This is a genomic window from Desulfotomaculum defluvii (genome assembly GCF_054657375.1).
In genome coordinates this window covers 500,286-525,623 of the sequence record NZ_BAAHYV010000007.1, presented here as the reverse complement: position 1 = coordinate 525,623, position 25,338 = coordinate 500,286, and the positions used below count along the sequence as shown (strand labels likewise).

The following is a 25,338-nucleotide window of genomic DNA, read 5'->3' as shown; positions in this document are numbered from 1 at the left end:
AGTTAGTCCTCCTTCAGCCAGTTGGCAACCTCCGGAGCATGGTAGGTAATAATTATATCTGCCCCAGCACGTTTTAAGCCGGTAAGTGTTTCTAGTACGATTTTCTTTTCATCGACCCAACCCAACTGGGCTGCCGCTTTCACCATAGAAAATTCTCCGCTAACATTGTAAGCAGCCACCGGATAGTTAAATTCATCTCGAATCCGGCGAATAATATCCATGTAGGCTAGGGCAGGTTTGACCATCACAATGTCTGCCCCTTCTTCTATATCCTGTAGGGTTTCGCGAATGGCTTCGTCTGCGTTGGCATAATCCATTTGATAAGTTTTACGGTCACCAAATTGGGGAGTAGAGCCAGCTGCCTCCCGGAAGGGCCCATAATAAGCTGAAGCATATTTAGCGGAATAAGCCATAATAGGCACATCGGCATAACCTTCAGCATCCAGTTTGGCCCGGATTGCTGCTACCCTGCCGTCCATCATATCCGAGGGTGCTACCATATCTGCACCGGCCTGAACATGAGATAAGGCCGTTTTAGCCAACAGTTCCAGGGTGGTATCGTTGTCCACAGTATGACCTTTAATTAAACCACAATGTCCGTGATCAGTATATTCGCACAGGCAAACATCTGTAATTACTAACATTTCAGGGTAGGCTTTCTTAATGGCCCGGACGGCCTGCTGGACAATTCCTTCGGGATCGTAGGCACCGGAACCAACTTCATCCTTTTCCTCTGGTACTCCAAAGACAATTACTCCTGGAATACCCAACTCTTCTACTCTCTTGAGGTCCTCTATTAATAGATCAATGGAAAGATTGTAAACCCCCGGCATACTGGTAACTTCCCGGCGTACACCTTGACCATAGGTGGCAAAAACGGGATAAATTAAATCATCCACTGATAGATGATTCTCCCTGACTAAACGCCTTACACGTTCATTAAGTCTTAAGCGACGGTGACGAATCTTCGGAAATTGGGGCATATCTAAAACCTCCACAAAGTAGCATCTTGATACCTAAAATATAGTATAAGCCAACAACCACTGGACAAAGAGCAAGTAGTTGATGGCTAGATATTTAAGCTAAACCTATTTCCTCATCGGTTAAATAGCAGGCGGGATCTTCCATCCAGAAATCACCATGAACAGCTTCCGCCCGGGCTCGGAAGTTACCGTTACAGAGATTTAGCCATTTACATTTGGCACAGCGGCCCTTTAATAGTGCTTTCCGATCCTTTAGGCCGGCTAGGATAGGATGGCTCAGGTCTGTCCAAATATCGCCAAATTTACGTTCCCTTACATTACCGAAACGGTGGTTACGGGTAAACTGATCGGCATGGACATTTCCTTCCCAGTCTACTTCCCCTATGGCAATACCCGTACGGTTACCACCATTGAGAGAAAGTAGTTCCAAAACCTGCTTGGCCCGTTCGGGATTATCCTGCTGGAGCTTTAGATAAAGATATATGGCATCAGCATGGTTATCAACTGTTAATATTTCTTTATCTAGTCCCCGCCGGTGGAAATCCTGAGTACGTTCAATAATTAAATCCAAAGCAGCCCGGCTTTCTTCGGGCGAAATGTCTTCTTTAATCATTTCACTGCCCCGACCGGAGTAAACTAAATGATAAAAACAAACTCGAGGGATATTTTCCCTTTCAATGAGATCAAAGATCTGATTTAATTCTTTATGATTATGACGATTTATGGTAAACCGCAGACCAACTCTCTGACCAACCTCGAGACAGTTCCGAATACCTGACAAAGCTGCGTCATAAGCTCCCTTACGTCCCCTGAAGGTATCATTGACTTCACCAATACCATCTAAACTAATGCCAACGTAACCCACACCTATTTTTTTAAGTCGTGCGGCCACTTCCGGTGTAATAAGAGTTCCATTGGTGGAAATTGTGGTACGTATACCCTTCTTGCTGGCATGCTCAGCCAATTCAAAAAAATCCGGTCGTATCAGCGGCTCACCACCGGAAAATAAAATTACTGGCACCTTGAATTCTGCCAAGTCGTCGATAAACTGTTTGGCTTCCTGGGTGTTCATTTCATTATATTTTTTATTATCGGACTCAGAATAACAGTGTCGGCATTTTAGATTGCAAGTCCTGGTAGTGTTCCAAACCACCACTGGCCCATGACCAGCCACTGCACCATTTACCTGCCCCTTTGAACCATGGGCATAGCGCAAGGAATCACCAAAATTTTCTGTTCCACAGAGTAGCTTGCTAATACCAATCATAGAGCTCCCACTTTTCTATAAATTTTGTCCAGTTCTAGATGCCTTAAGCATCTGCCTGGCCTATATAATAATCGGTAATGGCTTGTACAAGTCCGTCAATTGTATATTCCTTTGCTTCCACATCCACCCGTAGACCTAATTTTCTGGCGGTATTGGATGTAATAGGTCCTATACTGGCCACAACCACTTTATCCATTAACTGTGGCAATCCTTCTTCTCCTATTAGTTTAACAAAATTTTGCACCGTGGATGAACTAGTAAATGTAACCACATTGATATCACCATTAGCCAAACTCTCCCGAATAGCTGCAGCATTACCGTCGCCTAAAACCGTACGGTAGGCAACTACTTCATGCACCTGAGCACCCATTTCTTCCAATGCCTGAGGCAGAAGTTTACGGGCAATATCTGCCCTGGGTAACAAAATCCGATCACCTGGCAGCACTTTCCCCTTAAGACCTTCCACAATTTCCTCGGCACGGTACTCACCAGGTACATAATCCACTGCTAAACCTCGATTTTCCAACTCTTCACGGGTTTTGGGTCCAATGGCACAGAGACGTACATCGCTAAGATCCCTAATGTCCTTTTTGTTTTCACTCATACGCTGGAAGAAATTTTTTACACCATTGACACTGGTAAAGATTACCCAGCGGTAGGACCTTACATCGGCAATGGCATTATCTAGAGGAGTATAGTCCTCGGGATCCGCAATACGAATGGTAGGAAATTCCCAGGGTTCACCACCTAAAGCCTCAATGGCCTCAGCAAGTACACTGGCCTGTTCCCGAGAACGTGTTACGATAACCCTTTTGCCAAACATAGGCCTATTTTCAAACCAGGCTAATTTTTCCCTAAGTTTAACAACCTCACCCACCACAATAACAGCTGGGTTTTTAAAGTTGGCTTCCTTTGCTCTTTGATGGATATTATCTAAGGTACCAACGAGAGTTCTTTGTTCTGGTCTGGTACCCCAACGGATTAGGGCAACAGGGGTTTCTGGGGAGCGCCCATATTCAATTAACCTAGCACAGATTCCAGCTAAATTACCCATTCCCATTAGAAATATTAGGGTACCAGCTCCGGTGGCAATTTTATCCCAGGCAATGCTGGAATCGTCCTTGCCGGGATCTTCGTTCCCTGTGACTATGGCCAAGGTAGAGGTATAACCCCGGTGTGTCACGGGAATACCCGCATAGGCTGGTACGGAGATGGCCGAGGTAATTCCCGGCACCACCTCAAAGGGGAGATTATTTTCCACTAGTAATTCTGCTTCTTCGCCGCCACGGCCAAAAACAAAGGGATCTCCACCCTTCAAACGGGTTACAACCTTCCCTTCCCTGGCCTTATCCACCAACAATTGATTTATATCTTCTTGTACCATAGCATGACGGTCTGGTGATTTTCCCACATAGATCATTTCAGTATCCTGGCGGGCATGCATCAACAGCCTAGGACTGGCCAAACGGTCATAGACTAGGACATCTGCTTTACGAATACATTCTAATCCTTTAACAGTAATTAATCCTGGGTCCCCAGGACCTGCTCCTACTAAATAAACAATACCCTTTGTCATTGTCATCATTCCCCTGCTCTAACTTGTTCCAGTATTTTTTTGCCGCCCATGGCCAAAAGTTTTTCTGCAACTTCTATTCCTAGTTCCTTTGCTCTGCTAACGTCAGCCTCTCCCTGGGCCCGAATAACCTGGGTACCATCCAGGTTGGCCACAACTGCGGTAAGGAAAAGCTTATTATTATTCACTTCACCGTGGGCTCCTATGGGAACTTGGCAACCACCTTCCAAGTAGCGGAGCAGTGACCTCTCTGCATCAGTAGCTACTCGGGTATGATGATGTTCAATACCCTTCAATAATTCTACAATGTCCTGGTCATCTTCCCGGCATTCAACGGTAATGGCACCCTGCCCCACTGCCGGTAAACAAACCTGAAAGGGGATAATCTCAGCAATCATATCTTCCCAGCCCATGCGAGTAATACCGGCTGCTGCCAAGACGACGGCATCTAACCGCTCAGACACCAGCTTTTTCATACGGGTATTTAAATTACCTCTCAGTGCTTCCAGTTTAAAATCTGGGCGGTAGTTTAATAATTGAGCACAACGGCGTAGGGAAGATGTACCAATTCTAGCCCCTTTGGGAAGCTGATCCAACTTCCTCCCGTCTTTAGAAATCAGTGCATCACCTGGATTATCTCTTTTACAAACTGCTCCCAGGGCTAAGCCTTTGGGCAATGCTGTGGGCATATCCTTTAAACTATGTACTGCAAAATCAATTTCCTTTTGCTGCATAGCTACTTCTAATTCCTTGGTAAAAAGACCTTTGTCACCTATTTTAGCCAGGGCCACATCCAACATCTTGTCACCCTTTGTCTTCATGGTGACAATTTCAAAATCAATTTCGGGGTTGAGCCTTTCTAACTGTTCAACCACCCACCGGGTTTGCCACATGGCCAAGGCACTATCTCTGCTGCCTACGGTTATTTTATGTTTCATGGAAGCCTCCCTATTATTCCCTGCATCGACTGTCTGCCACCATGGCAGCTATTCCCTTATCCCAACTACTGTTAAGGTCCAGACCTCCTGCAGCTTTTTTCTTTTCGGGTAAGGATTTAGCCTGAGGCTTTTGACCTTCCACTTCTAGGTTAAAAATGTTCTGAGTTATTTCTGTATATAAATGCCCTTCCGGTGTGAGGGCATACTGTTTAAGTTTTATTACGGGGTTATGCAAAAGTTGATTAACAATGGAGTTAGCCAATGAACCAATAATTTTTTTCTCCCTGTCAGTTAATTCACCCAAACGGTTATAAGCCCGTACCAATTCTCTATTTTTTATCTCTTCACCCATCTTTTTTAGAGCAGTGATGGTTGGAACCACAAACCTTGTGGAAAGCCAGCGCATAAATTCATCTAGTTCCTCTTCGATAATTCCTTCGGCCAATACCGCTGCTTTTCTTCGTACTTCTAGGTTGGCATCTACAACATTTTGTAGATTATCTACATCATAGAGGGTAACATTAGCAATCTTGCGAACCTCTGGATCAATATCCCGTGGCACAGCAATGTCAATCATCATGATTGGTTTGCCCTCTCGTTGCTCCATTACCTTCAGCATGTCCGTGGTTTTAATTACGTAATGCTGGGCAGCTGTACTGGATATAACGATGTCCGCTCGATTCATATATTGAAACAGCTGGTCGAATTTTACAGCTGTACCATTAAATTTTTCCGCCAATTGTACTGCTCTGTCAAAGGAACGATTGGAAACAATAACACTGGATACTCCGTTGGCCACCAGATTTACAGCCGTTAATTCACTCATTTCCCCGGCACCCACCACTAATACTGAGCGGCCATCTAAAGCACCCAAGCCCTGCTTTGCCAGTTCTACAGCAGCGTAAGGAATGGATACTGGGTTTTGGTCAATTCCTGTCTCTGTTCTTACTCTTTTACCAGTGGTGATTGCCTGCTGAAATAGAGTATTCAGTACCACATTGGTTGTTTTAGCTTCCAAAGCCAGTTCGTAAGCTTTTTTTACCTGCCCCAGGATTTGAGTTTCACCTAAAATCATAGAGTCCAGTCCGGACACTACCCGGAACAAGTGTCGTATAGAATCATACAAGGTATGACAAAAGGTAAAGTTTTTTATCTCAGAAATATCCAGGCCAGATTTCTCAGATAAAAAAGACCACACCGAACTCATCCCTGTATCCAATACCATCGGGGCTATATAGATTTCTGTTCTGTTGCAAGTAGAAACAATGGCACAACCATCAATACCTGGAAAAGACATCAGTTTTTTTAATGAGTCTTTCATTCCCCACTCTGTAAAAGCAAGTTTTTCTCTTACCTCAAGGGGGGCGGTGCGGTGGTTAACTCCGATAACCGCAATAAGCATCTTTAATGCGCTCCTTTACCTGGTCGTACTTTTTTTCTCTGAGCAGTTCCAGTATGTCTGATTCAACAACTTCCTTAAATATGTTCTTCCGCAAATCAATATCTTCTATATCATTTAGTACTTGATCACGAAGGTCTAACAGAATATCAACATATTCTTCGTACTCTGGCCCAAAGTTTTGTTCTAATTGCCGTCTGACCTTAGCAGCCAACATAGGACTGGCTCCACTGGTTGAAATAGCTATGGCTAATTTACCCCTTCTAACTACAGAAGGTACAAAAAAATTGCTATTCAGGGGGTTGTCCGCCACATTTACAGCCAGTTGTCGTTTTAGACAATCATTAATCACATTGCAATTTACCACAGAAGAATTGGTGGCAGCAAAGACTAGAAAAACCCCTTCTAAGTCAATGGCTTGATAAACCCTTTCTCTTAGTTCCAATCTGCCTGCAAGATACCATCCCTTTATACTAGATGTTACCTCCGGGCTGACTACTCTGATCCTAGCCCCACAAGCCAATAATGAGGTGACCTTTCGTTCTGCCACTCGTCCGCCCCCCACAACTAAGCAAAGACGGTCTTGTAAATTTAAAAAAACCGGATATAAATCTGTCATTGTTAGCTTTATTTAAAACCTCCGTATACCGATAAAATCAGCAATTTGATAAAAGGTTTGTTTAACAGGTTTATTTGGAAGATGGGTTAAGCTTTTCTTAGCCTTTTGAATATATAGTTTTGTGGCATTAAATGCATAGTCAATACCACCAGCTGCCTTAATAATAGCTATGGCTTCATGAACCTGTTCATTTGTTTTATCTTTTATCTCTATGAGCTGGCGTAGGCGGTCTCGTTGGGGGCTTTTTTCAAGGGAATATATTACTGGCATAGTCAAAATACCTTGTCGTAAGTCACCACCAATAGGTTTCCCAAGAACACTCTGATCTGCCATCATATCTAAAATATCGTCTGTAATTTGAAAAGCCATACCTAGGTGATGTCCATACCTTCGAAGGTTTCTGTGATCTACCTCTGGAGCCCCGGCTGCTACTGCTCCCAGTTGACAGCTGGCTGCAATCAATAGAGCTGTCTTACGTTTTATTCGATAAAAATAATCTCGCCAACTTTGATACACACTATAGGTTGTTGAAATTTGGTGTATCTCACCCTCACACATCATTACACTGGTATCAGCAAGCACCCTTGCAATTAAAGGGTTCTCATACTGAGAAATCAGTACCAAAGACTTAGCAAACAGGTAATCTCCTGTATGCATAGATATACGGTTACCCCAATTGGCCTTTACAGTTGGGTTACCTCGTCTAGTTAGAGAGTCATCTACTACATCGTCGTGAACTAAAGTAGCCATATGAATAAGTTCCAATGCCACTGCCAGTGGAAAAAGATCCTTTAAATTATCACTGTAAAATTTTCCAGCCAAAAGTGCAAAAGCCGGACGTAAGCGTTTTCCTCCGGCATTTAATAAGTGCATGGATGTTTCAGTTAATAGCGGATCATGGGACTTAACGATGGCTTTTATTTCATGCTCAACAATCTGTAGATCTTCCCTAACTTGGCTAAAGAAATCGAGCATATATTATCTGTCACCTACTTGCAAATCTTATCTTACCACCATAACTGGTACTTATTCGCCAATAGTTAAAAAATTCCTCCCTTACAAACAAACCAGTAATGTTTATAAAAAAGGGTTAAGATCATTTTACCATATGTGGTAAGCTATTATCAAAAAACATCCCATTTTTCACTCATAAATAGTCAATATAGTCGCAAATGTTAAATAATTTTTACATTTTATTTCCAATAGTACTTTTTGGTTCTATATACAGAAGTTCAACTAAATATATTTCGCTAAGATGTCCACAATAAGAGTAATGTAAGCCTAATTTAAGCATAATAAATATTTTGCAAAATTGGGTTTATAAATTCTGAAAGGTGGGATTATGTGAGAAAATTACAAGGTATCCAAGGTTTACTTGGTACAATTATCATTGGTGGAACGATTCTATCCTTTGGCACAAGTGCTTTTGCAAATACGGATACCATGGTTATAAATCAACCAAACCAGATCTATTCCCAGGTATGCCATGGCAAACATCATTTCAATGAAATGATGACGGAACTTGTCAATAAAAAAATCATTACCCAAGAGCAAGCAGATAAATGGGCTGAGTTCCGTCAATCCAAAATGGCTGAAAGTAAAGCAGAGAGAGAAAAGATAAAAGATTTACCAAAGGAAGAACGTCGTAACTATTGGCAAAATGCAAATAACAAAAGATTAGAAGAAGTAGTTAAGGCAGGAATTATCACCCAGGAACAAGCAGCCCAAATTAAAGAGTTATGGCAAAATAAACGCAATAATAAACAATAATCTTGGCAAGGTATAAGGAGCTGGAACTGCAGCTCCTTTCTTTATGTTACAATTTACACATGAGAGAGTACCCTAAATGGGCTCTCTCATGCTTTATCAAAAATATATACTTGCTAACTTTCCTGCTGTTCGAGTAGCTAACGCTTCAGTAGTCAGCGTAGGATTGGGTCCTCCAATACCATTAAAGTGCACACTATTATCAGCGATAAAAAGTCGTTTTACTTGGTAGGACTCACAATTATGATCCACTACAAGCTCATCAACTTTCCCATTCCTTTTGCCTTTCAAGATTAAAGAACCAAAGATAAAATCGGCGTGATAAATAGAATGTAATGAAAAGACTAATCCAAGTAGTGTACCAAGCCCAATTTATATATTCAATTAGGTTGGTATATTTTTCGAGAGTTATCTCTATTGCCGTTATACCTGAGCAGAAATAGACATAATGCATGAGCTGTGCTGAGAAATTTTTATTCACTGGGTAATGTAGATTAAATAAGACACAAAGTGCAGGGTATACAAAATATTCAAAATCAAAGCTTGACCGAGTAGCCCGTGGAAATGAACGCACAGGATATTCAATTAAAATGAATTCGGCTACTATTAGGCCTAGTATCCAAGTAATAAATTGTTTAAATAAAAAAATCAAAATTCCGTGGCGAATTTTATTACGTGGTACAAATACCACTAACAAAATTATTGTAATAAGCCATGCAGAAGCAAGTAGTAAAATATCTATGCTCAAATCTATAGCTCCTTACTAACTATTGTTATACTGTAGTATTATTAATCAAACTTGTCGTAACTATCAAATTATGTATATCATTCCCGTTTTTATTTATTGGCATAAAAAATAGTTCATAACCAGTTAAGTTTTTTAAAATGAGCAAAGTTTTTCAATTTACTTATCCCAAAGAAAAACATTTGAACAATTATAAATTTTCCTTATATACTTGAGTTATAGGAGAATCTTTGTTAAAATACGTATGCAACTGGTCTCAGATTCATGGGGCCTGTGATATAGGAAGAAAGTCAATAATTATGGGGGTAGATGGTGCCTGGTGGTGCTCCTGGTCTTCAAAACCAGTCGTTGGGCAGTGTTCCTGTCCATGGTGAGTTCGATTCTCACATACTCCCGCCAGTAAAGGATTAAAGGACTTATCCAATAGGTTAATGGATAAGTCCTTTTTATCTGTAGAATATAAAACCAGTCGCGACAAAACTAATTTACTTTGCAGGGTGCCCCACTCCGCGGGATAAGTGGTAAATGATAAGTTGATTTATGCTAACATTTTCCTCCCTAGCTCTCTCAGATAAGGTTCTATGGAGTGATTTCGGCATGCGAACCCTAATTTGTCCGCAATAATCATCAGAGGCTGGTTCTGGGACTTCCCTGCCAAGTTCTAACACTGTTTCAAGCCAAGCTCTTTTAGCATCATTTAAGTTAGTTATAGCTTCCTCAGGTGTTTCACCATCGGACATACACCCGGGAAGAGAAGGAATTTCTGCAAACCACCCTCCCCCTTCATCATCTGTCAGTCTAATGCCCGCCATTCCCTGACCTAGAACGTTCTCAATTCTACATTTAGAAATTCTAAGGATCTAATGCTTAAACCTGCCATTTGCTCATTATTTTGAAGTAATAAGTTTTATCTAACTGTATAATAGTATAAAACTGTAGCAAATTCGGCTATTTGTCGTTTATTAAAAAGAAAAGTGCTGCTCCTATCTTAGGAGGCAGCACAATCAATTATTATTCTATTGTTTTGAGGTGCAATAAGTATGCAGGCTGTCAGCTTTGCCTTGGCAATGGGAGTTTTAGAGAGGTTGTGCAAATATGAAAAAATTAAGTACTAAATTCAAAAAAGGATTCAAAGATTTTGCTATAACAACAATTGCTTTTTTAATAACATACTTTGTCGTAAATTATGCTATAGATGGCCCTGCCTTTGATATTGATTGGGATATTATAGGTGTTTATGTTTTAGCTACCTTAGTAACGATTGTAATAATAAACGGTTTTAAAGATTGATTATTGGTATGAAATTATTCAAAAACTACTTTTTCTGATACCTTGGATTTATATGTGCTTTTACATTAATGCTTATCCAAAGGTGGTGGATGGTAATCTTGGGCGAAGAACCAGTAATATCAAAATTTCAAAAGACCGGATAGCTTTGGGGAACGTTACAGGTGCTATCTTTTTATGTATAAATCTACTCCTTCATATTATTGCCAGGTCTGCATCGAAAATGCCGCAAGGCATGATTATTAAAACCGTCTTATATTGCGACAATTCTTTCGTTGTTCAGAGAATAATTATATTTCTTGAATACTTATATTTTGACATATTAAAAACCATATTATACCAACAGCAAATGGTTCCCTAACCATTACCATTTGTACTTCCTTGAATAACCCCTAGTGCCACTGACTAGGGGTTATTCCTTCAGTAACTATAAAACTTATTCACTTTGCAGGATGCCCAAGCCCATGTGATAGGTGGTGGCAGCAATTTTTTCTTCACATACATGGCCTTATTTGATCTTGCTTTAGGTATTGAAAGAACCTCAACCAATTTGGGATGGTGGTAATATCCATATTCACCCATTTTACTGTTTTTGCATAATGTGTAGGGACTGGAGGGTTGAATATGGAAAAAAACAGATTGCAAATAGAAAAATTAATAACAGCAGAAACCATGAATAGAGTTAATGAAGTATATGATGCTATTACCAAAAAAGGTGGTTCCCAAGGTGAAGTATCATCGGCCTTCCAGGTACTGATATTAGATCGGATTAATCTGTTAGACAGTAAAATAGATAAGATAAATAACAAACTTAATGATAACTATTTTAAATTAAATAATGAAGTTCATAAAAATGTTTTAGAAATTCATAAGTTAATTGTCCAGGAAGATTTTATGAAACAACGCTTGGACAGTGTGAATAGCGAGCTAGGTAAAAAAATTGACAATATTAGCACTGATATTAAAAACTTAAATTCAGAAATTAGAAATCTAAATTCGGATGTTTATACCATCTCGACAAACTTTTACAAATTAATAGTTAGAATATTATTGGCTTCTGGGTCGTTAGGTGGAATCTACGCTCTATATAAAATTTTTATGGAGCTCTTTTCTTAAATCAGCGTTTAGTCCCAGAGCAAGGTAATATATTTCTATTTCTTTAGAATCAATTTGGCAGGACTTCCAGCCGCTGAATATTCTGGGTCGAAATTAGCCACTTCCAGTAGCATAGAACCACCGTTCCGTTTTGAGAGCCAAGTAGTTAAACGGAACAGTGGCTCTTTTTTTACCGTTTCAAAAGTGAAATGTTCACTTTCTTTAGGAGGAAATATCCAAAACTTGCAGAATATATCTTCAAAATAGTTTATATAAGTTTGGTGATGTATTATGAAATTACCAAAAATAATTATTATGGTAGTTTTATTACTTTTTATAATAGGATGTTCTAACCAGAAGCAATGTGATCTCTCTGTAACCCAACCCCAGCAATTTAAAGATACTACCCAAGAAGTTTCTACAAACCTAATCGACCCTGAAACACTTAACTATCCGTCATATTATCCTAAGCTTATTATTAGTTGTGCATCAATGAATGTACCCTGGATTCGTGGAGATGCAAATTTCACCGGAAAAGTAAATGGCGTTATTGGAAATACAGCATTTGGCTTAGAAGAAAGAAAAACCAAATTAATGGAAACAACAGATTTAAAACCTAATTCGTTAATAGAGTTTAATGCTGAGGAAGTTAAGAACTTAGAAAAGCCAAAATACAAGGCGTTTCTACTAAATAGTGATTACGAGTTAAATGAATTACCCATTAATAAAAATAGTATAGCCATACCTTCTGAAGAAGGTGTATATGTATATAATCTATTAGTTGACTGGGGAAAAGGTGATAACACTATCTCCTACTGGTTTAAAGTAAAGGTAGTCAACATTATTTAGCTACTATATACCATACACTGAACCACTTAAAGCCTTGCAAAAAAGATGTTATAGCTGCCGTAGAAATTAGGGAGATAGTAGATACCGATTAGCGGGTGATTTGATTATGAATTCGTTAGAATTAAAAAAACGAGCTAGAAAGATACTTGGTGTTTCGGAAGAAGCAGATATAGAAGATATACGGTCTGCATATAGACAGTTAGCTAAAAAATACCACCCTGACCTAAACGACAATGATCCAAGCATGTGCGAAAACTTTAAATTTATTTCTGAAGCCTATGAAATACTGACCAAATATAGAAATAGAGACAGGTACACTATAGATAAAAACGGTGCTAGGCCTACAGGCGAGCCACCACTAGATGATAAAGCTTATTTTGAGTGGTGGAAAGAAAGGTTTGGTGACCTTCTTTGATCAAAAAAAGATTCCGGGCCAAGGACCAAATACTCCGTCCAGTTACTTTTGACAATATTGCCGAACATTATGATAGCTGGGAAAGAACGTCATTGGGTAACCTTAGCAGTCGTATAGAACGGGAGATACTTTTATCAACGTTTTACGAAGCCAATTGTATTGAACCAGTTCTTGATGTGGGCTGTGGAACCGGGAACAATTCTCTCCTATTAGCTCGTAAAGGCTTTTCCACTACTGGAGTTGACATGTCAGAAAAAATGCTCCACATTGCACGGTATAAGGCAGCCAAGGAGTCTATTAACGTAAAATTCATGCAAGCAAATGCAAGCCAACTGCCTTTTTCCGATCAAAGCTTTGCCACAGTAATTTGTTTTCTAATGCTTGAATTTAGCGAAGATCCTGAGCTTGTAATAAAAGAAATTTATCGTGTATTACGTCCGCAAGGATATTTAATCTTAGCCTTTCTTAATCGCTACAGTCCCTGGACGATGTTAAGAAAACTAAGGGCTAAGAGAAAGCCATCCGTGTACAGCCAGGCTCGATTCCTCGGTTCAAATGAAGTAGCTTTGCTACTTCGTAATGCCGGGTTTACCGACGAGACCTGGCAGAGGGCCATCTACTTTCCTCCTATTAATTACCCTGTGCTTTTAAAGTTCTATCGGGTCTTTGAATCTCTAGGAAAAGTTGTTATGCCGGAAGCAGCAGCTTTTATAGCAGTAAGAGTTATTAAAAATTAGAAATCCTTATCTGATTATATTTAATTCAATTAATATTTAGCAAACATCTTTTTAAAACCTAAAGCAATAAGAAGAATAGTAGGTATCCCAAACTGAATAGGGAGAGAATAATATTTCCAGTCAAATTCCCTTAAGTTTAAGAAGAAGACCCTATCATAGGCCATATAGTAGGTAAGTACAACGAGAATAATAGCTAAGAAAATAAACAAACTTGGTTTTTTTTCCTTAATGCCTACTGTTTGCATAAAGGCTGCTAAAGCACAGTAGGTTAGAGTACCTGCTTGTACCAATATACTCCAATACCATAGAGCCACCATAAAAGACTCAAACCTGTGCAAGTACTGTGTTATCTGAATGGATCTAACGAAATCCATACTGGCAATACGCATTAAGGCAACCACCTGGGGGCCCATAATCATTATTTCGACAATAAAATAAAAAACAAAGAAAAATCCGCCAATAGCTAAACCAATTACTATTGAACGAAAGGATTTCTCTTGATCACTTATCGATGGAAGAAGCATAGGTATGAACAGCCAAATCATCCCTATAAAGGTATGGACTGTCAAGCTAGCCTTGCTTACCTCAACAAGACCAGAGTCAAAAAAAGGCCTGATTTCACTGTAATCTATCTCTGGTAATGAGGCCAAAAATACTAAAAAATGAAATAATATAGCCATGGTAAAGGCAACAATACCCATTTTGGCAATAACCCCAGGACCGTGCCAAACAAAATATGTTATCACCAATACATGCAATATCGTTACCACTAGAAAGGGTGTTTCTGGTAATAAAAAGTCAGTAAGATGATGAATATACATAGATATGGCACTTACAGCATAAAGCAAAAAATATATCGTAAGTATTAACCCCATAAGCTTGCCTAGTAAAATCCCTAATAAGTCATGGCTGTATTCAACGATAGTTCTTCCCGGGAAGTTACGGCTAATATATAGACTAATATAGATTAAAGGTATAGCAGTTATTACACCGATAGCCCCGCTTAGCCACATGTCTATACCAACCTCTCTAGCTAAAAAACCACTGCCGTAGTTGATTACCGTAGGCCAGGTAGCACAAACCACAATGGCTTTAAGTTGATTAGAGTTAATAATTATCCTATCATCCATCTTATTACTCCCCCATTTCTGGGTTTTTTTCATTAGGAGCTGTTATTGGAGACAATGGCTTACCTAATAGTCCAAGCTGTGGAATATCAGCTTTAACAAATACTACAACTTCTGCATCAGGAAATATTTGAGTCCAATTCTTTTCTAGTTTATGCCATACTTCTTTATGCTGGCGATGCAGTGCAAGCCCCAAACCAGTGTAGTCCACTCCTAGACTCTGTGCATTTTTAATTGTGTTCACTATATCATCATGAATTGCTGTCGCTAAGGCTTCCTCGAGACCTTCTAAGGCCTGGGGATCGGTAAAATCTGTCATGCAAGCTTTTTCGGTGAGATTGCCCCTAGCATCAACTTGGATGACGTAATATGGTTTTCCATTTTTAAAATTACTTTTAATTGATGTAGTGCCTTTTTTAATCTCCAATGTAACAGGCAAGTCATCGTAAGGGCATTGTACAACCATCACTGAATTGTTTATTTCATTGTTAAGCCATAATAGCCCTCGGGTCTCCCTTTCACCCAACCAGCCGGCCAATTTGTTTGGGCCAAAAACAGCTGCCCCACTCAGTCTTAAAGTGCTCCTGTCTTCATTATTTGCCAGAACAATTCTTGAAGCTACCGGAAATATGCCAGGTTCAAGGTAATCTTGCAAAAAATCCTTAAGCATTATGCCATAACCCTTACCAGTCAACCCCCTCCTTTCAACTAATTTCTCCATAAAGGAGGCAGGTTCTCTTTCCATCATCGGGGCAACTTCTAATAACTTTCCAGCTTCACCAGGGGAAACCGCAACCCATGTACGCAAGCGAAGTTCAGGATTGCGGCTAAAAAAATCAAAAATTTCGTATATATTATCCCTTGCCAGATCTTCACCAATAATAATTAGCTTAATATGGGACCAAAAGATACGCCTGGAAGAGATGGAGCTCATGTTGCGGATGGCTTCAAAGATTGTTGAACCGGTACTGGAAACCACCCAAAAGGGTCTTTCCTTTTCAACACCACCTCCACCACCACTTGGCGTCTTACTATGGGTATCTGGTTTGGCCATTTGGGCTGTTATCGTGAATCCACCATTGTCAGCCTTATCCAAAGCCAAGCTGAGGACAAAAGCCAGTTCATTAATTTCCCTGGCATTCCAACAACCAGTTTGGAAAAAAAGTAGGAATAGTACCAATAGCGTCAAGATAATACGCCTCACCAAATCCCCCCTAAGTGCTTCTAAGTATTATTTTCTGCATGATCAGAGCTGCTAGAATCACGACCAGCTGAAGCTGTACCTAAGTTCTGTGTCATCTGAGAATTTCTCCGCGTCTTATTCTTCCCAGCAATATTTGCGGGACGATGCCCCATACCCCACCAAGGTTTTCTATAGATGATATCCTTATACTTATCTTTCTTGCCCGATGTAACTGGGCTCAAGTAGTTAACCCCAAAAGAACTAAGTCCATTTAAATGAATAAGGACTATACTAAGACCAGCTAGAATTCCCGGTAAGCCTAGAATAGAAGCAAGAAACATCAGCGGAAAACGGAGCAAACGTCCGGCAGCAGCTGCATTAAAAGCCGGGATGGCAAAGGAACTAATCCCTGTTAAGGCTACTACTATAACCATAGCCTGGGAAACTATACCAGCCTGAACTGCTGCTTGACCGATAACCAAACCTCCCACAATACTGACTGCTTGGCCAGTCTGCTTTGGCAGGCGGATTCCTGCTTCTCTGAGAATTTCAAAAGTGGCCTCCATTATCACTGCCTCACCAATGCTAGGAAAGGGAACTCCCTCACGGGAGGCAGCAATGGAGAGGGCTAAAGGAGTAGGAATCATTTCTTGGTGGAAGCTGGTCAGAGCAATATAAAGAGCAGGTAGGATAACTGAAATAAAATAAGCACCAACCCTAACAGCCCTCGTTAGAGACCCAATGGGAAAACGTTCATAATAGTCCTCGGCAGACTGAATAAACTGTAAAAATACTGTCGGAACGATCAAAACAAAAGGAGTAGTGTCAACCAGAATGGCGATTCGACCTTCAAGTATGGCTGCAGCTACCTTGTCCGGTCTTTCACTGTGCTCGATTTGAGGAAAGGGGGACATAGGAGTATCCTCAATAAATTCTTCTATATAACCACTTTCCAAGATTCCATCAATTTCAATTTTATTAATCCTGTTTCTCACTTCGTTTATTACTTCTTTCCGAGCTATTCCATCTATATAAACAATACACAATTCAGTCTTTGTTTGTTGGCCAACTGTTAATTTTTCTACCCGTAAATTGGGACTCTTGATACGACGCCTAATCAGTGCAGTATTGTTAGAGATAGTTTCATTGAAACCATCTCTAGGGCCTCTAACCACATTTTCTGTAATGGGCTCAGATATTGACCGATCCTTCCAACCCTAGCTTCCTACTATCAGCGCCTTGTAGATCCCATCGAGAAAAAGGACTGTATTACCTGAAATCAATTCATGGGCAATATTTTTAACGCTAACTTCTTCATGAACCTGAACATTTGATATACCATATTGTTTAATTTTTTCAAAAAAAACCTGACTGCTACTAATATCATTAAACCTAATGTCATGCATCAACGTAGCCAGCAGATGGTCGTTAATTAAATTTCTTGCAGACAACCCACTAATGGTCATAACTGCAGCTTTAATCTCTATTACAGAATCGATTGTAAACTCTCTCACCATCAGGTCACTTGCGTAACCCATCATTTGCTTTAACATTTCAATGTTAGAACTAATGTCCTTGGATAGATCTTCAGATTTATTACCATTGTCGCTGTCAGTGCTATCTTTGGGCTTATTATTCCTACTACTTCTTCTTTTATGAGAATGTCTAACAAATACCACCATTTTTACCTCATTTGGTTAAATATTTATATTAATATAATTCATAGCATTAATTCTTATACAGCCATTTTTACTACAGACCTTGCTTACGTCAATATAGTAGTATCCGAATAAAGAAACTTCTTGAGGACGACAAAAGGCAAGTGCTCACCTGATGTACGAGCTAGACGCCGAGATTATGGCTACGGCTACGCAGCTTGGGTTTGTCCCATGCGGAAAAGGTTATTTGAATAAAAGTTTCTCAAGTAAAAGTTTTGCCCCTTCTGAAACGTTCAGAAGGGGCAGAATTATCTTGGAAGCAAAGCCATGTTTTTAAAAATTATCCTATTAAGACCTTTTCTTCTGCATATCGAATATTAGGTTTAAGGCTTCTTTGAGCCAGTGCATAGGCCATTGTCAGTGGGCCTAAGCGACCAATAAACATAGTCACTATTATTATTAGTTTACCAAGGGGAGAAAGGTCTCCCGTTAATCCCATAGATAATCCAACTGTCCCAAAGGCAGATGTTGCCTCAAATAGTACCTCAAGAAAATCTCTTTGAAGACTATGCTCTGTAATAGTTAATAGCAGAGTTGAGGTCATTACAACTCCCAAAGATATAATGATAACCGCTAGGGCTCTAAGAATCATATCAGTTCCTACGGTTCTCTTTAAAATCGAAACCTCACTTCGGCCTCTAATAATACTGGACAAAGATAAGATTAAGATAGCAAAGGTTGTAGTTTTAATACCGCCTCCAGTTGAGCCAGAGGAAGCTCCAACAAACATAAGGAAGATAATAAATAACTGAGAGGCTGCCATCATCTGGCTAATATCAATGGTATTAAAACCAGCTGTTCTTGGGACTACCCCTTGAAAATAGGCAGCCCATAGTCTTTCACCAAGGCTTAGTTCTCCAAAGGTTTTGGGGTTTATAGATTCCATCATCAGAATAAATATGAACCCAGCCACACAAAGAATAGCTGTAGTAATTAGCGCTACTTTAGAATTTAAGGACAGTCTGTTCCAATTCTTTTTTTGGTATAGATCCATGATGACAATGAAACCTATGCCACCGATTATAAATAGGCTGCTGATAACCAAATTGATAATAGGATCACCAACATATCTAGATAAACTATCAGGCCATAATGCAAAACCAGCGTTGTTAAAGGAAGATACCGAATGGAACAGACCGTAATAAAGTGCCTTTAGTAAACCCATTTCACCATACCAGCGGAATGTGAGTACTAACGTTGCAATTAATTCAAATAGTAGAGTAATTAATAATATATTAAGAGTAAGACGGACAAGACCTGAGCTTGTCATAGAATGAATAGATTCCTGTATTAATAATCGCTCTTTTAAACCAATTTTTTTCCCTAATAATACTGCTGTAGTAACACCAAAGGTCATAAAACCTAGTCCGCCCAGTTGAATAAGAATCATTATAACAACTTGTCCGAATAAGGAGTATACAGTGCCTGTATCAAAGACAACCAGACCTGTTACGCATAAAGCGGAGGTTGCAGTAAATAATGAATTCAGCAGACCTAAGCTTTCTCCAGAGGATGAAGCAATAGGAAGGGCTAATAGTAAGCCGCCAATCAATATAATAATTACAAAACCTAAAATGATGAAAAGAGGCGGGTTAATTTTTTTGGTTAATGCCATAAGTCATGCCTCCAAGTGCTAAAAGTCAAAGGTTTCAAACTTTTGAAGGTTTTTATTCTTGCCTATTACTACCAGAATATCTTTTTCCAGCATAACTTGACCTGGTTCAGGTGAAATAATAATATCTGAACCTCTACGAATAGCTAAAATACTTACTCCAAATTTTTGCCTGGCCTTTGATTTCTCAAGTGACTTATTTATGAAATCAGGAGGTACTGCCATCTCCACCAAACTATGTTCAGGAGAGAGTTTGATCAGATCCATAATGTTATTAGAAACAAGGGCTTGGGCCACCTTAATACCCATATCCCTTTCAGGGTATACCACTTTATCCGCACCAACCCGCTCTAAAACTTTTCCATGTAAATCAGTCTGAGCCTTTGCCACTACTTTTTTAACACCAAACTCCTTTAACATAAGTGTAATAAGAATACTGGATTGAATATCTTTTCCTATAGCAACAACCACTACATCAAAATTTCTAATCCCAAGAGATTTTAAAACATTTTCGTCTATAGAGTCTACCTTCACCGCTTGGGTTAAGACGTCCCCTAAGTCATTAACTCTATCTTCACTTATATCTATACCCAAAACATCATAGCCCATTTTCGTTAAAGTAACAGCAACACTTGTACCAAACCTACCAAGTCCAAAGATTGCAAACTGTTTCATTTGAAACTCCTCCTTATGTAACCCATGAGCTAGTATTAACTACAAAGCTTCCTCTAATAAGTACCTTAACTGGATATTAACTAAGAATAACTAATGCAATTAAACTAAAAAACTAACGACTAAGTGCCGTTAGTTTTTTGCATAACAAATAGCCCCGTAAGTACAATGGGAACAGCACTTCGACGCTTACGAGGTTAGCTGACGGATTCGGGTCGAAGAGTAACCCCTACCACAAAAAGTGGATTAACCCCAGTAAGATTGGTTCCCCCGCTTACAAAGAATTCAGCGTTCTGATATTAGATTTGAATCGATATTACACTCAAAAATTTAAAATGTACAACGCCATTTTGAGCTATGTATAACCATTTCATTAATATTTCCATCTAAAGCTTATTCAATGTATGAGAACTGTATAATTTCTAATTATATTTATAAAACATACCGGTAAAAAAATTAGCCACCCGTTGGTGGCTTAAGTATTTAACCGATATCCGCATTATACCTACTATCCGATGGTCTTGGTGCCATATTAACGTAGAGGGTAAGGTTCTCACTACCAGTATTTTTAACACTTAAAGTTTCATTACCTTTAACAGTCACTATATCCCCGGTAGTAACCGTAACAGTGTTTTCATCAGCTGTTATTTCGCCCTGACCAGCGAATACATGTATAACTACCGTGGACTGGTAATGTGTATGAGGTGGTAACGCCTGCCCTGGTCTAAAGTTGAGCACAAACGTAACAACATTGTCATCCTGATAAATAATCCGTTTGGCAAAAGGTTTGTCCACAGATATAATTTTATCTGTAATTTTCTCTTTATACATCATGTTACCTCCCTTGTAATTTTAAGAAGCTTTATGGTAGCTACAGTACTGAAACCCTCGCTTATGACCTTTTCTTTAATTTCTTCAATTTCCGTAAAGATATTCTTAGGCTTATTTATTTCTTTTTAAAGTAAAAACATGGATAACAATAATGTCCAAATCACCTTGTTTATTAGCTAATTAAATTAAATAGGCGACTACACATTTTGTATTTTGATCCATCTACTGTTATTGGTCATACTTTAATTACAAAAAAACCTGAGTATTTCACTCAGGCATATCTCGCTTTATAAATTTTCCTTCATACTGGTAGAATCTTCTTTTATCTTGATACATTTTTTGATCGGCATAAGTGAAAATTTCTTTTACTTCGTTTACCTCCGATGAAGAACAGAAACCGATGCTTAGATTTACACCTATAGGACTGTTCGGCTTAGGTAGAATATTCTTTTCCTTTATTCTTGAGCAAATGGCTGTAATAGCGTCAGGATTATCTTCACATATCAGCACTACAAATTCATCTCCGCCAAATCTAAAAACATAATCTGCCTTCCTAACACTTTGGGTAAGGTTTTCCGCAGCCTGAATTATTAGTTTATCTCCGGCTTCATGTCCGTAATTGTCATTTGTATATTTAAGACCGTTAATATCGGCCATAATTATTCCAAAGGGTTTCTGATTAGCAATTAGCTCATTGAAGACAGTATCAAAAAACCTTCTATTGTAGAGACCTGTAAGGTTATCAGTAACGGAGGCCTTCTTTATCACTTCGACCATTTTCTCTCTCTCGGTTACATCTTTAGTGATTATCATAACACCTGTAAAACGATCTTTGACCTGAATTGGTGTATATACGTTTTCAATGAATCTTCCATTAAGCTTAATAACGCTATGCCATTCTCTGGTATTTACATGGTTTATTTTATCTATAACCTTGTTATTAAGCTCTTGAGAATGACATTTGAGCACAGTATTTAACGATTCTTCTTCATTACTCCAACCTAGTAAAAGACAAGCCTGATTGTTAAACCATGTTACGTTTCCTTTTTCGTCCACTAGTGTTATACCAACTGAGGCCTCTTCTAAAATAATATCTATTATCTCAGTAGGAAATTGTTTTATCATTTATATTCCTGCCTTTACACATAGCTATGGGCACCAAGTAGTAACAATGAAATGCCAATAGAGTAACCAGGACGGCTACAAAACCTATAACCGCCATAATAGCCCGTTTTTTAAATTAATACAAGGTCATAAAGGGAAAACTAAGGGCTACTGACCGATTTTTTTCTTCATTACCCCGCCTACCTCATCTCCCCTAGAACTTAATATATATTAAGTTAAATGACAATTCTAGATAATTTTTACCAAGTGTTAAATTTGCGTAATATTGTAATGCGTGCCCTACAGCAATTTATTGTGCAAATAAGAGACTAGGCGTAAATGATTAGGAACCCTCTAAGCATCTCTACTTTAGTCTCACCCTTTGTTAACTTCAATAGACAGCAGGCAAACGTTGTTAAGTGTTTTTGAAATTAGGCAATATAATAAGTCATATTATGAAAAAATTTGATCGAATTCCTTACTAGTGACTTGTATCACACTACTTTTGAACTCATTATGTTATGGTTAGTTTATACTCCTAAAGAAAGGTGTGGCTTTTGGATGGGTTATAAGTTGTCTAGTGAACCCTTGAACAAACTTCTCTCACAACTAAGGCAGCATTACAAAATATATGCTCCAGTGCTATTAAAAAACAAAGGTAGGTTCTCTGACACTGATCTAGTAGGTTATGGAGAAATTACCTGCATTGAAGAGGTTGTCTTTAATCAAAAATCCTACTTTTCTCCTAAGGAAATTTATTATCCCATTACTCAAACACTTTTTTATTTCACAGAAGATGAATACCGTGAACCAAAGGAACCTGAAAAAGATACGATCATTTTTCTACGCTCCTGTGATATTCATGCCATTTCCCGCTTAGATCAAATTTTGTTAGATAACGGTCCCTATTCAGACTATTACTACGAACAACGAAGAAAAAAATTAAAATTCGTCTTGATGGATTGCATCCAAAGCTTTGCCAACTGTTTCTGTGCTTCGATGGGTACAAACTCTACCGAAAACTACATTTTTTCTATACGTCCGGAACAAGAACATTTCCTCTGTCATGTCAAGGAAGATTTAGAGGGCTTATTCGCCACCTGGGGCATCCCCAGTGAAGTAACCCCTCAGTTTGTAACTGAAAATGCAATTACAGTCAGCATACCAGAGAACCTGGACCCTTTAGTGTCGGGTTCTAGTATCTGGCAAGAATATAATAATCGTTGTATTGCCTGCGGTCGCTGCAATACTTCCTGTCCCACCTGCAGTTGCTTTACAATGCAGGATATATTTTACAAAGATAATCCAAAGTGTGGCGAACGCCGCAGGGTTTGGGCCAGCTGCCAAATTGACGGGTTCACAGATATGGCCGGTGGCCACAGTTTTCGCCCGGAAAAAGGTCAACGTATGCGCTTTAAGGTTTTGCACAAAGTTTATGATTTTAAGAAGAGATTTGGCAAGCACATGTGTGTTGGTTGTGGACGCTGTGATGATGTCTGTCCGGAATACATCTCTTTCTCAATCTGTTTAAATAAACTAACCAACGCTATGCAGGAGGTGAAGCCTCATGTCTAACAACCCTTATCTTCCTTTCAAGTCACAAATTATTAACATTACCAAACAAACCGAGGTGGATTGGACTTACCAATTGGCCTGCGACATCAAGCCCCAGTGGGGTCAATTTGTCGAGGTTTCCATACCCGGTGTCGGTGAATGTCCCATATCCATTAGTGATTTTGGCGAGGGCTATATAGAAATGACCATTCGCCGGGTGGGTAAGGTAACAAATATTATTCACCAGTTAGATAAAGTGGATCATCTCTTTATCCGTGGCCCTTACGGCAATGGCTTTCCGGTTCCTGAATTTTCAGGCAAACAACTGATCATTGCTGCAGGAGGTACAGGTCTAGCTCCAGTAAAGAGTATCATCAACCACTTTTACAGGAATCCGTCAAATTTATCTCAACTAGATCTCTTAGCCGGTTTTAAAAGCCCTTCCGATATTCTTTTTCAAGAAGATTTAGCCCTCTGGGCCAACCAGTTTAATGTACTGGTCACAGTTGACAAAATGTTGGGTGATACACCCTGGAATTGTAAAGAAGGTTTAATTACCAAATGGGTGCCGGAAATCAAAATACCCAATCTTGAAGAAGCACGAATTATCGTTGTAGGACCTCCGGTGATGATGAAATATACTGTCCAGGAGTTTTTAAAACTTGGCATCACCGAAGAAAATATTTGGGTTTCCTTCGAAAGAAAAATGTGCTGTGGCATAGGGAAATGTGGCCACTGTAAAATCGACGACACCTATGTATGCTTAGAAGGGCCAGTCTTTAACTTTACTAAAGCCAAGAACCTAATGGATTAGGGAGGTGAAAAAGTGGACATCAACACCAAGAAAGTCATGAAGAACGCCTGGCGTATTACCAAAAACAGAGATTTTACCTGCTTGCGCATCCGTGTACCGGGTGGGCACTTGCCAGTAAAATTTCTACCACTTATCCAGAACATTGCCGAAGAATTTGGTAATGGTACTGTTCATATTACCACCCGTCAGGGCTTTGAAGTGCCTGGAATTCTCTTTGAAAAGATGGAAGAAGTGAATACCCTTTTAGCCCCTTTCCTTCAGGAGTTGGAGATTGACCGTGGAGTAGCTATTCCAGACACCAGCAAGGGCTACCCGGCTGCTGGTACACGTAATGTTTCTTCCTGCATTGGTAACCGGGTTTGTCCTAATGCCGTCTTTGACACCACCAGTCTGGCCTGGGACGTAGAAAAAGTCATCTACCCTAACGACCCCCATGTAAAGGTCGCTATTACTGGTTGCCCTAATGATTGCATTAAAGCTCACATGCAGGATATAGGTATCATTGGCCAAGTGGAGCCAGTATATGAAGCCGATCGCTGTATTGGTTGTCAGGCCTGTGTTAAGAACTGCAAAAAAGTCTCGACCGGTGCCCTTACCTTTGAGAACTACAAGGTTAAAAGGGACCTCCTGCGCTGCATTGGTTGTGGGGAATGTGTTCTCAAATGTCCCACAGCTGCTTGGACCCGAGGTGGCCAGTATTTTAGAATGGTCATTATGGGTCGTACCGGTAAGAAAAACCCCAGAATTGCCCGAAGCTTTCTAGAGTGGGTAGATCGAGATACCATCTTAAAGGTATGTGCCAATCTATATACCTACATAGAAAAGTACATCGATCGCACCTTACCCAAAGAACACGTTGGTTATATAGTAGACCGCACGGGCTTTAATGTCTTTAAAGAACATGTTTTAGATGGGGTGATACTGCCACAGAAAGCTAGGGTGGCCAGTTTCATTGACTTCGGTGGCTATATGTACGAACGAAATACTCATTTGGAATAAGACATTGAATGCGGTACATGTGTGATAACTGTTCTAAGTTAAATATATTA

25 protein-coding genes, 1 tRNA gene, 1 pseudogene and 1 riboswitch are annotated in these 25,338 nt (G+C 39.5%); of the genes and pseudogenes, 10 read left to right on the top strand and 17 right to left on the bottom strand.

The window, feature by feature from the left end; translation table 11 throughout:
* Window positions 1-2: 2 nt before the first annotated feature.
* The 7 genes from hemB to ACYQ03_RS09600 all read right to left on the bottom strand — a co-directional run bounded on the left by hemB (window position 3) and on the right by ACYQ03_RS09600 (window position 7,754).
* Window positions 3-983 (bottom strand): porphobilinogen synthase, encoded by a 981-nt coding sequence (gene hemB / locus ACYQ03_RS09630; RefSeq protein ID WP_459909529.1) that lies wholly within the window; start codon window positions 981-983, stop codon window positions 3-5.
* 94 nt (window positions 984-1,077) lie between these two features.
* Entirely contained in the window at window positions 1,078-2,250 is a 1,173-nt protein-coding gene (nirJ1, locus tag ACYQ03_RS09625) for a putative heme d1 biosynthesis radical SAM protein NirJ1 (RefSeq protein WP_459909527.1), read from the bottom strand.
* 43 nt (window positions 2,251-2,293) lie between these two features.
* Complete coding sequence (gene cobA / locus ACYQ03_RS09620) at window positions 2,294-3,826, bottom strand: uroporphyrinogen-III C-methyltransferase (protein ID WP_459909525.1); 1,533 nt, start codon at window positions 3,824-3,826, stop codon at window positions 2,294-2,296.
* Between the two features lie 5 nt (window positions 3,827-3,831).
* Window positions 3,832-4,761 carry a hydroxymethylbilane synthase gene (gene hemC, locus ACYQ03_RS09615; protein ID WP_459909523.1) on the bottom strand — a complete coding sequence of 310 codons (930 nt, stop codon included), beginning with the start codon at window positions 4,759-4,761 and terminating at the stop codon, window positions 3,832-3,834.
* Window positions 4,762-4,774: 13 nt separating this feature from the next.
* Window positions 4,775-6,163: a glutamyl-tRNA reductase gene (hemA, locus tag ACYQ03_RS09610; RefSeq protein ID WP_459909521.1), complete on the bottom strand. Its 1,389-nt coding sequence runs from the start codon at window positions 6,161-6,163 to the stop codon at window positions 4,775-4,777.
* Window positions 6,138-6,779 (bottom strand): precorrin-2 dehydrogenase/sirohydrochlorin ferrochelatase family protein, encoded by a 642-nt coding sequence (locus ACYQ03_RS09605; RefSeq protein WP_459909519.1) that lies wholly within the window; start codon window positions 6,777-6,779, stop codon window positions 6,138-6,140. Before ACYQ03_RS09605 ends, hemA begins: the two co-directional genes overlap by 26 nt.
* Before the next feature lie 12 nt (window positions 6,780-6,791).
* Window positions 6,792-7,754, bottom strand: a complete 963-nt coding sequence (locus tag ACYQ03_RS09600; protein ID WP_459909517.1) for a polyprenyl synthetase family protein — start codon at window positions 7,752-7,754, stop codon at window positions 6,792-6,794.
* Window positions 7,755-8,123: 369 nt separating this feature from the next.
* On the opposite strand from ACYQ03_RS09600, the gene ACYQ03_RS09595 reads away from it, so the two are divergent.
* Window positions 8,124-8,549, top strand: a complete 426-nt coding sequence (locus ACYQ03_RS09595) for a hypothetical protein (protein ID WP_459909515.1) — start codon at window positions 8,124-8,126, stop codon at window positions 8,547-8,549.
* A 96-nt stretch (window positions 8,550-8,645) separates the two neighbouring features.
* Here ACYQ03_RS09595 and ACYQ03_RS09590 read toward each other — a convergent pair whose 3' ends face one another.
* On the bottom strand, window positions 8,646-8,798 hold the full coding sequence (locus ACYQ03_RS09590) for a hypothetical protein (protein WP_459909514.1): 153 nt from the start codon (window positions 8,796-8,798) through the stop codon (window positions 8,646-8,648).
* Window positions 8,799-8,808: 10 nt separating this feature from the next.
* Complete coding sequence (locus ACYQ03_RS09585; RefSeq protein ID WP_459909512.1) at window positions 8,809-9,294, bottom strand: CBO0543 family protein; 486 nt, start codon at window positions 9,292-9,294, stop codon at window positions 8,809-8,811.
* 298 nt (window positions 9,295-9,592) lie between these two features.
* Here ACYQ03_RS09585 and ACYQ03_RS09580 point away from each other — a divergent pair.
* Window positions 9,593-9,690: transfer RNA gene (locus ACYQ03_RS09580), tRNA-Sec, on the top strand.
* An 86-nt stretch (window positions 9,691-9,776) separates the two neighbouring features.
* Here the strand turns inward: ACYQ03_RS09580 and ACYQ03_RS09575 are convergent.
* Entirely contained in the window at window positions 9,777-10,103 is a 327-nt protein-coding gene (locus ACYQ03_RS09575) for a type II toxin-antitoxin system HicB family antitoxin (RefSeq protein WP_459909510.1), read from the bottom strand.
* Between the two features lie 283 nt (window positions 10,104-10,386).
* Here ACYQ03_RS09575 and ACYQ03_RS09570 point away from each other — a divergent pair, with 283 nt between their 5' ends.
* From ACYQ03_RS09570 to ACYQ03_RS09550, 5 genes are all read left to right on the top strand, one after another.
* Window positions 10,387-10,581, top strand: a complete 195-nt coding sequence (locus ACYQ03_RS09570) for a hypothetical protein (RefSeq protein WP_459909508.1) — start codon at window positions 10,387-10,389, stop codon at window positions 10,579-10,581.
* 621 nt (window positions 10,582-11,202) lie between these two features.
* Window positions 11,203-11,694 (top strand): hypothetical protein, encoded by a 492-nt coding sequence (locus tag ACYQ03_RS09565; protein WP_459909506.1) that lies wholly within the window; start codon window positions 11,203-11,205, stop codon window positions 11,692-11,694.
* A gap of 270 nt (window positions 11,695-11,964) precedes the next feature.
* Complete coding sequence (locus ACYQ03_RS09560; protein WP_459909504.1) at window positions 11,965-12,522, top strand: hypothetical protein; 558 nt, start codon at window positions 11,965-11,967, stop codon at window positions 12,520-12,522.
* 106 nt (window positions 12,523-12,628) lie between these two features.
* Window positions 12,629-12,937 carry a J domain-containing protein gene (locus tag ACYQ03_RS09555; protein ID WP_459909502.1) on the top strand — a complete coding sequence of 103 codons (309 nt, stop codon included), beginning with the start codon at window positions 12,629-12,631 and terminating at the stop codon, window positions 12,935-12,937.
* Entirely contained in the window at window positions 12,934-13,674 is a 741-nt protein-coding gene (locus ACYQ03_RS09550; protein WP_459909500.1) for a class I SAM-dependent methyltransferase, read from the top strand. Before ACYQ03_RS09555 ends, ACYQ03_RS09550 begins: the two co-directional genes overlap by 4 nt.
* 29 nt (window positions 13,675-13,703) lie before the next feature.
* Here ACYQ03_RS09550 and ACYQ03_RS09545 read toward each other — a convergent pair whose 3' ends face one another.
* From ACYQ03_RS09545 to ACYQ03_RS09515, 7 genes and pseudogenes are all read right to left on the bottom strand, one after another.
* Window positions 13,704-14,804, bottom strand: coding sequence for a GerAB/ArcD/ProY family transporter (locus ACYQ03_RS09545; RefSeq protein WP_459909498.1), 1,101 nt, complete (start codon window positions 14,802-14,804; stop codon window positions 13,704-13,706).
* Window positions 14,805-14,808: 4 nt separating this feature from the next.
* Window positions 14,809-16,005 (bottom strand): Ger(x)C family spore germination protein, encoded by a 1,197-nt coding sequence (locus ACYQ03_RS09540; protein WP_459909496.1) that lies wholly within the window; start codon window positions 16,003-16,005, stop codon window positions 14,809-14,811.
* Between the two features lie 20 nt (window positions 16,006-16,025).
* A pseudogene (locus tag ACYQ03_RS09535) lies at window positions 16,026-17,525 on the bottom strand (spore germination protein).
* A gap of 457 nt (window positions 17,526-17,982) precedes the next feature.
* Complete coding sequence (locus tag ACYQ03_RS09530; protein WP_459909494.1) at window positions 17,983-19,317, bottom strand: TrkH family potassium uptake protein; 1,335 nt, start codon at window positions 19,315-19,317, stop codon at window positions 17,983-17,985.
* An 18-nt stretch (window positions 19,318-19,335) separates the two neighbouring features.
* The gene (locus tag ACYQ03_RS09525) at window positions 19,336-19,989 is read right to left on the bottom strand and encodes a potassium channel family protein (RefSeq protein ID WP_459909492.1); all 654 of its coding nucleotides are present in this window, start codon (window positions 19,987-19,989) and stop codon (window positions 19,336-19,338) included.
* A 168-nt stretch (window positions 19,990-20,157) separates the two neighbouring features.
* Window positions 20,158-20,287, bottom strand: a riboswitch (cyclic di-AMP (ydaO/yuaA leader).
* Window positions 20,288-20,469: 182 nt separating this feature from the next.
* Window positions 20,470-20,820 (bottom strand): cupin domain-containing protein, encoded by a 351-nt coding sequence (locus ACYQ03_RS09520; RefSeq protein WP_459909490.1) that lies wholly within the window; start codon window positions 20,818-20,820, stop codon window positions 20,470-20,472.
* A gap of 264 nt (window positions 20,821-21,084) precedes the next feature.
* On the bottom strand, window positions 21,085-21,942 hold the full coding sequence (locus tag ACYQ03_RS09515) for a GGDEF domain-containing protein (RefSeq protein ID WP_459909488.1): 858 nt from the start codon (window positions 21,940-21,942) through the stop codon (window positions 21,085-21,087).
* Window positions 21,943-22,482: 540 nt separating this feature from the next.
* On the opposite strand from ACYQ03_RS09515, the gene asrA reads away from it, so the two are divergent.
* From asrA to asrC, 3 genes are read left to right on the top strand one after another with little or no spacing between them, the layout of a single operon-like run.
* Window positions 22,483-23,496, top strand: a complete 1,014-nt coding sequence (gene asrA / locus ACYQ03_RS09510; protein WP_459909486.1) for an anaerobic sulfite reductase subunit AsrA — start codon at window positions 22,483-22,485, stop codon at window positions 23,494-23,496.
* Complete coding sequence (gene asrB / locus ACYQ03_RS09505; protein ID WP_459909484.1) at window positions 23,489-24,289, top strand: anaerobic sulfite reductase subunit AsrB; 801 nt, start codon at window positions 23,489-23,491, stop codon at window positions 24,287-24,289. Before asrA ends, asrB begins: the two co-directional genes overlap by 8 nt.
* A gap of 12 nt (window positions 24,290-24,301) precedes the next feature.
* On the top strand, window positions 24,302-25,288 hold the full coding sequence (asrC, locus tag ACYQ03_RS09500) for a sulfite reductase subunit C (protein ID WP_459909482.1): 987 nt from the start codon (window positions 24,302-24,304) through the stop codon (window positions 25,286-25,288).
* The last annotated feature ends 50 nt before the right edge of the window (window positions 25,289-25,338 follow it).